The sequence below is a fragment of the Saltatorellus ferox genome, assembly GCA_007751475.1.
Lineage (GTDB): Bacteria > Planctomycetota > UBA1135 > UBA1135.
In genome coordinates this window covers 7,564,420-7,574,846 of record CP036434.1, presented here as the reverse complement: position 1 = coordinate 7,574,846, position 10,427 = coordinate 7,564,420, and the positions used below count along the sequence as shown (strand labels likewise).

The window sequence follows — 10,427 nt, the reverse complement described above, 5'->3', positions numbered from 1 at the left end:
GGCGGGGATGACACCTGGCGCCTCCATCCCTCCGTCGAGTGCTGGGCGGCTCTGCCTGTCCGGCTCGATCGGTCGCTACGCAGCATCGACGTTCAGAACGAGCTCCTCTGGCATGGCGCAGCTGACGCTCAGCCTGGACGCCATCCCGACGCCCACCGGATTCCGGAGCGTTCTCGCCGGTGAAACCTGGTACTTCCAGGCCTGGTTCCGGGACTTCACGGGGTTTGGTTTCTCCAACTTCACGGACGCCGTCGAGATCGCCTTTCACTGATGTCGATGGATCTTTCGACCGTCAGCCAGTCCGACGGCAGAGTCTGGTCGTTCCGTCAAGCCCCGGGCTATCGTCGGAACGGTCTCGACAACCCGCTCAGGGTTCCTATCCGTCGGTCCCCACGAGCCGTCCGATCCTGCATGGGAACGCCATCGACGTCGGAGCGCTCAACTTCACTCCGATGGGCTTCGTCCCGGACACAGCACAGCGGGAGGCCTTGACACTCGCACCTTCTCGCCCTCCGCGATCAACACCGGATACGACCCCGTGGACCACAGCGACCGCCACGCCGACAGTGGCCGGAACTTCGCCGAGGACGAGCACGGCATCTAGCCACTGCCGCACGAGTGGTGTCGACTCGTCGGTTCAGGCCGCCAAGACATCCAGCCCCTGGGCGCACGTTGCACCCGGGGGCTGGAGTTCAAGCTGCTCGAACGAAGTCGATCAGGGGTTGCTCGAGAGGTCCCAGGGGTCCGAGGGGCGGATCTCCAGACCGAAGACGTCCGTATAGGCCCACTGTGAGCCGTCGGTCAGCACGACCTGGAACAGAACGACGGCGCCCACGAGGCTCGCATCGATGGTCGGCATCTCGAAGCTGATGTCGAGCGGCAGAGTGCCGGCTGCGAGGTCGAAGGGAAGCTGCAGGAGAGGCGACAGGAGGGCGGAGTCGCCGTTGATGGTCACAGGGTCGTTGCCGCTCGAGTCACGGAAGGCGATCCATAGTTCTCCGGTCACGGCAGTACCGAGGTTCGTTCCGCTGGTGGCGTGCGGCAGGACCTCCGCCATGACGGTCATGTTCTGGCGACCGGCGAAGGGGCCATACATGTCACAGGTCATCTCACCCATGGGGAAGAACGACTGTCCCTGTGGCAGGCCATAGCGCACGCAGCTGCGGAAGTCGAGGTCGCCCACCGTCGTGCTGCCGAGGTGACCGAAGGCCCCGGGTTGTCCGGTGGCCGCGAAGGGACTGATGGTCTGGGAGGGCGTGGTCAAGGTGACGGTGGTGTCAACCTGGCCCTCCGCCGAGAACTCCAGGGCCATGGGAAAAGCTGCCGGGCCGAACACGTCCACGTCGAAGGGGCGGTTGCGGGGCACGAAGACCCGATCGCGGGTCACCAAGGGAGCGGCCAGGGAGGCAGCCCACAGGTTGGTGTCCGCGTACCACTGTCCCCCGGCCTCGAAGTAGCGGGTGTAGCGCACCTTGTTCGCATCGAACAAGAGCGCACCGGAGGCCAGGTTGCGCGAACGCAGCACCGCGTACTGCGGCAGCACGAGCGCCGGCTCGGTGGTGTAGTCCGCCACCTGAGTGAACAGCGTGGGCACCGCACCGGAGCCGGCCCAGGGAGAGACCATCAGCCTGCGAGCCCCCGCATCCAGCAGGAACAGGTCGCCCCCAAGCGGGTCGTAGGACAGATCCGTCGGGTCGACGCCGGCCACATCCGCCGAGCTCAGGACCGCCATCCCCTGGGTCGCGAAGTCGAGCTGAACGAGGGCCAGGTGACCCGTGAAGCTCCCGGGTCCGGTGTGGCGGCGGCCGGCGACGAGGAACTGATCCGATGACAGGGCCAGCACGTATCCGACACGGTGGAGCGGCAGGGTGAGATCGATGTCGACGACTGTATGGATGCCCGCTGCCGGGTGGGTGTAGCGCCACTGGAGGGTGGCCAACCCGCTTCCAGGGTTGGCCACGGACACGAGGTTCCCGAGGTAGTCACCGCCGACCATGGTGTGGACGGACTGGTGGGACTCGCGTAGGTCGATGCTCGCGCTCTGGGCGAGGGCCGTGCTGCCAGTGGCGAGAACGGCCGCCGTGGCGACCACGAGGGAGGAGATGGAGGTGAAGAGCTTCATGGCTACGGATTCGGTACGGAGGTGGGTTCGATGAAGTCGGGAGCGGGATTGGAGGCGGGTCATGCGGTCAGTCGCATGCGTTGCAAGACACGGGCTGAATGACCGAGCCGGATTCGAACTGCCAGGTACCCAGGACACCGGTCCCGCAGCCCACCGGCATCGTGTCGTCCAGTTCGACCAGGTTGCCGTCACGCTTGTGGTGCGAGGGCTTTCCGCTGGGCGAGGTGATGTTCTCGGCGCGATCCCAGCGCGGCGGGCGGGCGTAGTTGTTGGGGTAGAACTCGATATGGGTCAAAAGGGAGCAGCCGGACTTCGGCTTGCACTCCTTCTCGCCACAGGGCTCCTGACCTTCCTTCGGCTTGAGCTCGCATTCCCCAGAGGTCGTCGACGCGCTGAAGCGGAAGATGCTGACCTTCTTGAACTTGACCAGCTTGAGAAGCTTGACGTAGAGGCCGGCTCCCCCGGGAGCGGGCGGCAGCATGATGGAGCTGCTCTCGAACGAGATGATGCCCGGAGTCAGAGGCGCGGCCGAGCAGCCGCCGCACGGCTCGCCCGCAGGCAGTTCGCATACGGCCATGCAATCCATTTCGAGGCCACCCGGGGTCTCTCCGGTGGTGGTGATCTGCACGATGAAGGGACCGGGCTGCGCGATCGCCACGGGGATGTAGACCGTGCCCCACTCCCCGTCCGAGGTCGTCGAGGGAGCGGCGAGGGTGCCTACGGGCTGGTCGCCAACCACAACCTCGAACGTGCGTTGCGTGCCGGGAGAGCGATACACGATCATCAGGGACTGACCGTCGTGGGTGGTCTCGATCTCTTGCCAGAGTGCGCTCTCGGAGCCGAGCAAGACGAAGGCGCCATCGCTGGCACTCTCGTCCTGGAGGACCTCGGCGCCTTCGAAGTAGCCGGCCTCGGACTCATACCGTCCGGCCTCTTCGACCTCGCCCGTTTCATCGTCGGTGAATGGCAGGAAGGACGCGTAGGCGGGCAAGCAGATGGCCAGCGTGGAGATCACGAGAAGAGACGTTCGATTCGGTAGCTTCATGGTGGATTCAGGAGGTAGTGCGACCCGCTTCGTTCGCAGGTCGATGGTTGGACTCGGAACGCAGACCACTCCGCTCGAACTCCGCCGCAGCCTCAGAAATCTCCGCGATTCTCGAGCGCTGTCCTGAGTCGAGGACGCGCCGCATCGTCGACCTACATGCCCTGGGAACGCGGCTCGCGCTTTTCACGCTTTCGGTCGCAAACCCACCTCGCGCGGGCCGCCGTTAGGGACTGGAGGACGAGCCTCCAGAACCCCGAACGGAGTCCAACTTGAACATGCACGCACCTACCCGCACCACTCACACCCAAGACCGCACTCCCATCGACTCGAGCTCCGACCACGAACTGGTTCGCCGGGCCTTGGCCGGCGACCACGATGCCCGTGAGGAGCTGGGGCAGTACCTCGATCGCATTCGCCACACGGTCCGTGCGTGCGACCGGCGCATGGGCGGTCGCCTCACGCCAGATCAACTGGAGGACGTGGCGCAGGAAGCACAGCTCGCCGTGTGGTCCAAGCTTCCCCGGTTCGAGCGGGGCCGATCGCTGGGTGGGTGGATCCACGGCTTCGCCGTCCGCCAGCACCTGCGCGCCGTGAGGACTCGAGCCCGGAACGGAGCGGTCACGCCTCTCGAGGAGCACGAGCTCGCACAGGCCGGGCCCGTTGCGGTCCCCATGGGGGTGAGCCCTCTGCTGAAGCGGGGGCTTGCCACCCTCCCGCGCCCCGAGTCCTCGGTGATCCAGCAGCACCATTTCCCAGGGCGCACCTTCCGAGAGATCGCATCCTTCTCGGGGACGCCCTATGGCACCGTCAAGACCCGATACTACCGAGGCCTTCGAAGGCTTCAGTCCTGGCTCGTGGCCCAGGACCCCGAGCTACGCCTTGCAAGCGCAAATCCTGACGGCACTAGGAGTCCGCGCCACAGAATGCGATTCCGCGAGCACAGCCAGGATCCACGCCCGCGGCGTTGCGCCGAACTCCAATAGCATCCAACTGCACCATTCGCGCTCGAATCGACCGATACCGACGCTGGAGCGTCGGGCGACCGATGTCAGCGTTCCTGAACCCGCGCCGGAAAGAGAGGGTCGGGGTAGCGAAACCAGGGGCGTGCGTGGACGCCCCTGTACGGGTCCGATCAGTCGCAGAACTCGACGCTGAGCGCGTCCGAGAAGTTGAAGCCCGATGGCGACACCTGGCGATACCAGAAGGAGAAGTTCCAGGTCTCGCCGATCATGATCTGGCCCGCGGGGTCCGACTGGGCCGTCAGGTCGAGGGCGTAGGACACATCGCCGAAGAGCGAGGCCTGGACCGGCGCCAGACGGAAGAACGGGTTGTTGATGCAAAGCGTCCCGTCCCCCACGGCAGCGCTCGCCTGGTTCTGGCCGTAGAAGAAGATGCCGAACGTCGAAAGCGGCAGGTTCGAGGCGTAGAGGACGAGGTCGTTCGCTCCGACGCTGCTGGTGCCGAACGTGTCGATGATCGCGGCGACGCCGGTGGGGTTCGTGACCGCCGAGCAGTAGCGCGTGATCCCGCCGCAGACGTTGCCGTACTCCACCTGGGCGATCCGGGTCACCCACGAGTTGGCCTGGTTGCGCGTGCGCTCCTGGATCGTCCAGAAGCTGCCGTCCACGGGGTCGAGGCTCGTCTGGCTGTAGTCGCCCCAGCGGTTGCGGCCTGCACCGTCGGTGATCGTGTAGGAGTTCTGGCCCGCGGAGTACAGGACCGCGGTCGACATTTCGCCCGCCGCGTCGGTGCCGAGTCGCCCCGAGTAGTAGGCGCTCGGGTACGTGTTCGCGTCCGAGCCGCTGAAGCCCATGACAGCGTTGCCGTTCGCGTCTGCCGCGATGGTCGGGTAGTAGAACCAGAGGCTCGGATCGGTGAGCGTGCCCGACTGGGTCACGGACAGTGCCACCGGGTCGATCTGGTACCAGCGCGCGCCGGACTTCCCGCCTGCGGCGACCGTGTGGGCCGCCCAGATGGAGCTGCCCGCGTAGCAAGCGTTCATCAGGCGCGTGCCGCCGGTGTTGATGTTGACGGTGCTGCCCAGGGCGGGCGCGTCGTTCGCCGAGCCGTAGTTCGGGATGCCGTTGATCTGACTCGTGGTCAGCGTCGGGTTCGTGAGCGGCGGATCGATGCGACGCAGGCGGAACGTATTGCTCGTGCGCGTCGAGATCATGTAGGACTGGCCCGCGTCGTTGTACTGGGTCGCGTGCTGGATGGCGCCGTCCCAGTTGAGGCCGCGGAAGGCCGTGACGGTGCCGAGCGCGGGGCTGGCGGCGAGGAGCGGCGCCTTGTCGATCGCGAAGATCGTCATGCGCGCCGGGCTGCCCACCATGTAGGCCTCGATGAAGATGCCGCGCGAGTCGACGCCGAGGGTCGGGTAGTCGACCCAGCGGCCGTTGTCCGAGCCCTGGACGAGGTCGATGCTGGTCTTGACCCACGCGCCCAGCGGATCGCCGGTCAGCGAGTACGCGAACCAGCAGAGTTCGCCGAAGTTGGTGGCGATGGCGCACCAGCGGTCGTGGGTGAAGTCGTAGGCGACCCGTGGGTCACCGACGGTGCCGCCGCCGGAGCCGAAGAAGCTCTGGAGCGAGACGCTCTGCTGGCGGTTGCCGGACTTGTCGTAGACCGACAGGTTCGAGTTCACGAGGGCGACGAAGTGGTTCACGCCCACGGCGCCGCAGGTGTCCGGTGGGATCAGGTTCGCGCCGTTGTCACCGAGGCGCGGTCCCACGAACTCCTGGAGGAACGTGGGGGCCGTGCCGCTGCCGCCGAGGACGCTCGAGGTCGTCGAGCCACTGAGCGTCGCGTCGGCGTCGTCGGCTCCGTAGCCGGCGGGTGAGGAGCCTGACTGGCGCGAAGAGCCATCGCCCTCGCCGGGGGCCGGGACGATGCCGGGCTTCGGTGAGTCGAAGCTGCCCGTGCCGGTTTCCCAGGTGAAGCCCGCGAAGCCGGACTCCGTGAGGCGCTGGTCCCAGCTGGCCTCCTCGAAGCCGAGCGAGATCGCCTCGCCGTTCGCCTTCACGAAGCGCAGGTCGTCGATGGCGTAGAAGCCCGCGCCGTCGTGGCCCGGCTTCGCCTCGAAGACGATGCGGTCGACGTTGCGAAGGCCGATCGTCATCAGCGACGGCTCGTGGTCGATGTCGGTGAACCACTCGGTAGCGGCGACCTCTTCTCCGGCGCGGTATCCGACGACGCGAACGGCCTTCGCCCAGATGCCCATCCCGCCCTGGCTGGCGATCCAGACGTCTTCGACGTCCATGGTCTCGCCGAGGCCGATCCCCATGGACGTGTCGCCCCAGCGGTTGATCAGGCATTTGACCCCGCCATGCGGGTGCGACTTGATCTTGCGCGACGGCACCTGCCACTCGCCCTGACGACCGTTGCGGATACGCGGGTTCGTCGTCGACTGAACGAACGACTTCTCGCGCTCCAGCACATCGGCCATCGTCTCGATGCGCAGCTCGCCCCAGGCCGAAGCCGGAAGCTTCTTGCCCTGAAGGGCACGATTCAGGATCTCGCCGCCGATGGGGTCGATCTCGTCGCCCTCGAGGATGCCGTATTCCCGGGCGAAGTCGGCGCGCTGGACGGCAGCGTCCGACGTCTCGGCCGTGGGGACCTGAGGGGCCGGGACGATTTCCTGGCCGAAGGCGATCGGCGACTCCAGGCCAGCCGGCGTGGGCAGCAGGCCCAGGAGGCAGGCAGGAACGAGAAAGGCTGTGGGGTGAATCATGGGAGGTAGGAGGCGCGAGGCCGTGTAAGGGTTCCTCCTACTCTGTGGCATTGGCGCCTGGCCGTGGCCGGATGGCCCCGGGATCAGCGAGCCCCTGATCCATAGTGGGCCCAAGATCCATATTGGGCCCAAGACCCCGAACAGGCCCAGGATTCAGATGTAGGTCAGAGACGTCACGTCGAGGGGCGCCGGGCTGCCCGATTCGCGGGTCCGTCAGCCGCGAGGAACGGGATCAGGAGATCCGCGGGGCGCGCGAGGATGGCCCGCTGGCCGTTCGTCAGGATCGGCCGCTGGACGAGCGTCGGGTCGTCGGCCATGGCGGACAGGATCCGGGTCGGCGGGGTGCTGGCGTCCAGCCCTGCTGCCGCCGATTCCTTCGGCCGCAGCAGCTCGTGCGGCTCCAGCCCCAAGAGGTCCAGAATCGACCTGAGTTCGTCCTCGTCGAAGGGCTCCTCCCGGTACTCGCGGTACCGGTAGTCGACCCCGTGTTCATCGAGCAAGGCGACCGCCTTGCCACAGGTGCCTCACGTACCGGTGCAGATCAGAGTCCAGTGCGTCTTGTCGCTTGCCATGGTCGTGTGGACGGGATCGGGGGAGGTGCCGGTCAGAAAGGGGTCCTGATTGTGGCGCCGGGAGGGCGGTTTCCTGGATAATGGCTAGCCTACTGTTGGCCGCGCCAAATCGCCCGCTGGAGCCCTTAATCGGGTGCCTTGGGGACATTTTGCGCCTCCTTGCAACCCCCCCCAGGTAGCTCGACCTCGAAGCTGCCGACCCGACTGCAGGCTCCGATCGCGAGCCGCAGCCCCCAACCATGACCGATCCAGAGGCCCCAGAGGACGCACCGGGCGTAGAGCCCGACGACGAGAAGATCGTCGCTGCGACCCCCGAAGAGCTCGCCAAGCGAGGTCGGACCACCCCGCGCTCCATCGAACGGGAGATGAAGGAGTCGTACCTCACGTACGCGCTCTCCGTCATCCACAGCCGCGCGCTCCCCGATGTTCGCGACGGGCTGAAGCCCTCACAGCGCCGCATCCTCGTGGCGATGAACGACCTGAACCTGAGCCCGCGGGCCAAGTACAGGAAGTGCGCCAAGGTCGCGGGCGACACGTCCGGCAACTACCACCCGCACGGCGAGTCGGTGATCTATCCGACGCTCGTGCGCATGGCCCAGGACTTCTCGCTGCGCTATCCGCTCGTGGACGGCCAGGGCAACTTCGGCTCCATCGACGGCGACCCCCCTGCCGCCATGCGATACACCGAGGCGCGGATGGCCGGGATCACCATGGAGATCCTCGCGGACCTCGACAAGGAGACCGTCGACCTCGAGCCGAACTACGACGAGACGCGGATGCAGCCGACGGTGCTGCCGTCGCGCTTCCCGAACCTTCTGTGCAACGGCTCGGACGGCATCGCCGTCGGCATGGCGACGAGCCTTCCGCCCCACAACCTGCGCGAGATCGGCCGCGGCTTGATCGCGCTCTTGGAGGACCCGGACCTCGAGACGGACGAGCTGCTCAAGCTCGTGCCCGGACCTGACTTCCCGACCGGCGGCACCATCATGGGTCGCAGCGGCATCGTTCAGGCGTACACGACGGGCCGCGGACTGATCCGCGTTCGGGCCAAGTACGACATCGAGGAGAACAAGAACCGCAGCCAGATCGTCTTCTCGGAGATCCCGTACCAGACGAAGAAGGGCGGCAACGATACCGGCATCATCGCCAAGATCGTCCAGGTCGTGAAGGACGGCCGCATCGTCGGCATCGCCGACGTGACGGACTACTCGAACCGCGACGGCATGCGCCTCGTGGTGAAGCTCAAGAAGGGCGAGGACCCCCAGGTGGTGCTGAACCAGCTGTGGAAGTTCACGCCGCTGCAGAGCACGTATTCGATCATCAACCTGGCGATCGACCGTCGCCAGCCGCGGACGCTTCCGTTGCGCGATCTGATGAGCGCGTGGCTGGTGCACCGCCGTGACGTGATCCGTCGTCGGACGATGTACCTCCTGCGGAAAGCCGAGGAGCGCAAGCACATCGTCGATGGTCTGCGGATCGCCGTCGACAACATCGATCGCGTCATCCAGATCATTCGGGCGTCGGCGAACCGCGACGAGGCGAAGACGGCTCTATCGGCTGAATTCGGCCTTTCGCCGCGGCAGAGCCAGGCGATCGTGGACATGCGCCTCGGCTCCCTCACCGGGCTGGAGCGTGAGAAGCTGGAAGAGGAGCACGCCAAGCTCGTGGCGGAGATCGCGGACTACCGCGACATCCTCGACCGCGCCGAGCGCGTGACCGCGATCATCAAGGAGGACCTCCTCGAGATCATCGAGAAGTACGGCGACGAGCGCCGCACGGAGATCAGCCTGGAGGAGGTCGATGGCAGCATCGACATCGCCGACCTGATCACCGAGGACCTCGCGGTCGTCACGCTCTCGCGAGAGAACTACATCAAGCGCGTGCCGCTCGACACCTTCCGCGCCCAGGCGCGCGGTGGCCGCGGCATCAAGGGCGCGGACCTCAAGGATTCCGACGTGCAGCGCTCGGTGATCGTGACCTCGACCCACGACTACCTGCTGTTCTTCTCGAACATGGGCCAGGTGTTCTGGCAGAAGGGGTACCAGATCCCCGAAGCAGGACGGAACTCGAAGGGGCGCTCGATCACGAACGTGCTTCAGCTCCGCGAGGGCGAAGAGATCAACACGATCCTCCGCGTGCCCGAGTTCGACGACGACCGCTTCATCGTCTTCGCCACGAAGAGCGGCATCGTCAAGAAGACGAAGCTGGAGGCGTACTCGCGCCCGAAGAAGGGCGGCATCCGCGCCATCCTCGTGGACGAGGACGACGAGGTCGTCTCGGTGCGTCTGGCGAAGCCGGGCGACACCGTGCTGCTCTCCATGTCCGGCGGTCGTGCGATCCGCTTCGACGAGTCGAGCGTGCGCTCGATGGGTCGGACGTCGCGGGGCGTCAAGGGCGTCAAGTTGAAGGAAGGCGACTCGGTCGTCGGCATGGTGGTCGCCGAGCCCGACGCGTTCCTCCTGACCGCGACCGAGAACGGGTTCGGCAAGCGGACGCCGCTCGTCGACTACCCGATCAAGGGGCGTGGGGGCCAGGGCGTCATCGACATCAAGTCGACCGCGCGGAACGGCGCCGTCATTCAGGCGAAGTTCTGCCGGGAAGACGACGACCTCATGTTCATCACGACGAGCGGCATGATCGTTCGGACGCACGTGGCGGACGTCTCGTCCATCGGTAGGAACACCCAGGGCGTGCGGCTCGTGAACCTCAAGGGGGACGATAAGCTCGTCTCCGTCGAGGTCGTCTCGGGCAGTGACCTGGAGAGGTTCTCCAGCGACGGCGAGGAAGCTTCGTCGGAAGACGGCGTTGAATCTCCCCCGCCCCAGGCTACATCCGACGATGCCTCGGAAGAGGCTGACCTCGAAGACGGTGACGATGTGGACGACGGCTATGTGGACGGGGGCGATGACGGCGACGACATCGACAGCGTTCTGGACGACGAGGGAGAAGAGGAATAGC

The 10,427-nt window shown here is 66.3% G+C and carries 7 protein-coding genes; 3 read left to right on the top strand and 4 right to left on the bottom strand.

The annotated features are described in order from the left end of the window. Positions 1 to 112: 112 nt before the first annotated feature. Positions 113 to 271 carry a hypothetical protein gene (locus Poly30_RS29005; protein WP_419190740.1) on the top strand — a complete coding sequence of 53 codons (159 nt, stop codon included), beginning with the start codon at positions 113 to 115 and terminating at the stop codon, positions 269 to 271. 444 nt (positions 272 to 715) lie between these two features. On the opposite strand, the gene Poly30_RS27490 is transcribed toward Poly30_RS29005, so the two are convergent. After that, a complete protein-coding gene (locus tag Poly30_RS27490; protein ID WP_145205585.1) occupies positions 716 to 2,122 on the bottom strand; it encodes a hypothetical protein in 1,407 nt (468 codons plus the stop codon). 67 nt (positions 2,123 to 2,189) lie between these two features. Further along, a complete protein-coding gene (locus Poly30_RS27485; protein WP_145205582.1) occupies positions 2,190 to 3,167 on the bottom strand; it encodes a carbohydrate-binding protein in 978 nt (325 codons plus the stop codon). 275 nt (positions 3,168 to 3,442) lie between these two features. On the opposite strand from Poly30_RS27485, the gene Poly30_RS27480 reads away from it, so the two are divergent. Next, the gene (locus Poly30_RS27480) at positions 3,443 to 4,150 is read left to right on the top strand and encodes an RNA polymerase sigma factor (RefSeq protein ID WP_145205578.1); all 708 of its coding nucleotides are present in this window, start codon (positions 3,443 to 3,445) and stop codon (positions 4,148 to 4,150) included. 149 nt (positions 4,151 to 4,299) lie between these two features. Here Poly30_RS27480 and Poly30_RS27475 read toward each other — a convergent pair whose 3' ends face one another. Next, positions 4,300 to 6,897, bottom strand: a complete 2,598-nt coding sequence (locus tag Poly30_RS27475) for a hypothetical protein (protein WP_145205575.1) — start codon at positions 6,895 to 6,897, stop codon at positions 4,300 to 4,302. A 173-nt stretch (positions 6,898 to 7,070) separates the two neighbouring features. Further along, entirely contained in the window at positions 7,071 to 7,397 is a 327-nt protein-coding gene (locus Poly30_RS27470) for an arsenate reductase family protein (RefSeq protein ID WP_145205572.1), read from the bottom strand. 311 nt (positions 7,398 to 7,708) lie between these two features. Here Poly30_RS27470 and gyrA point away from each other — a divergent pair, with 311 nt between their 5' ends. After that, a complete protein-coding gene (gene gyrA / locus Poly30_RS27465) occupies positions 7,709 to 10,426 on the top strand; it encodes a DNA gyrase subunit A (RefSeq protein ID WP_145205568.1) in 2,718 nt (905 codons plus the stop codon). Position 10,427: the final 1 nt, after the last annotated feature.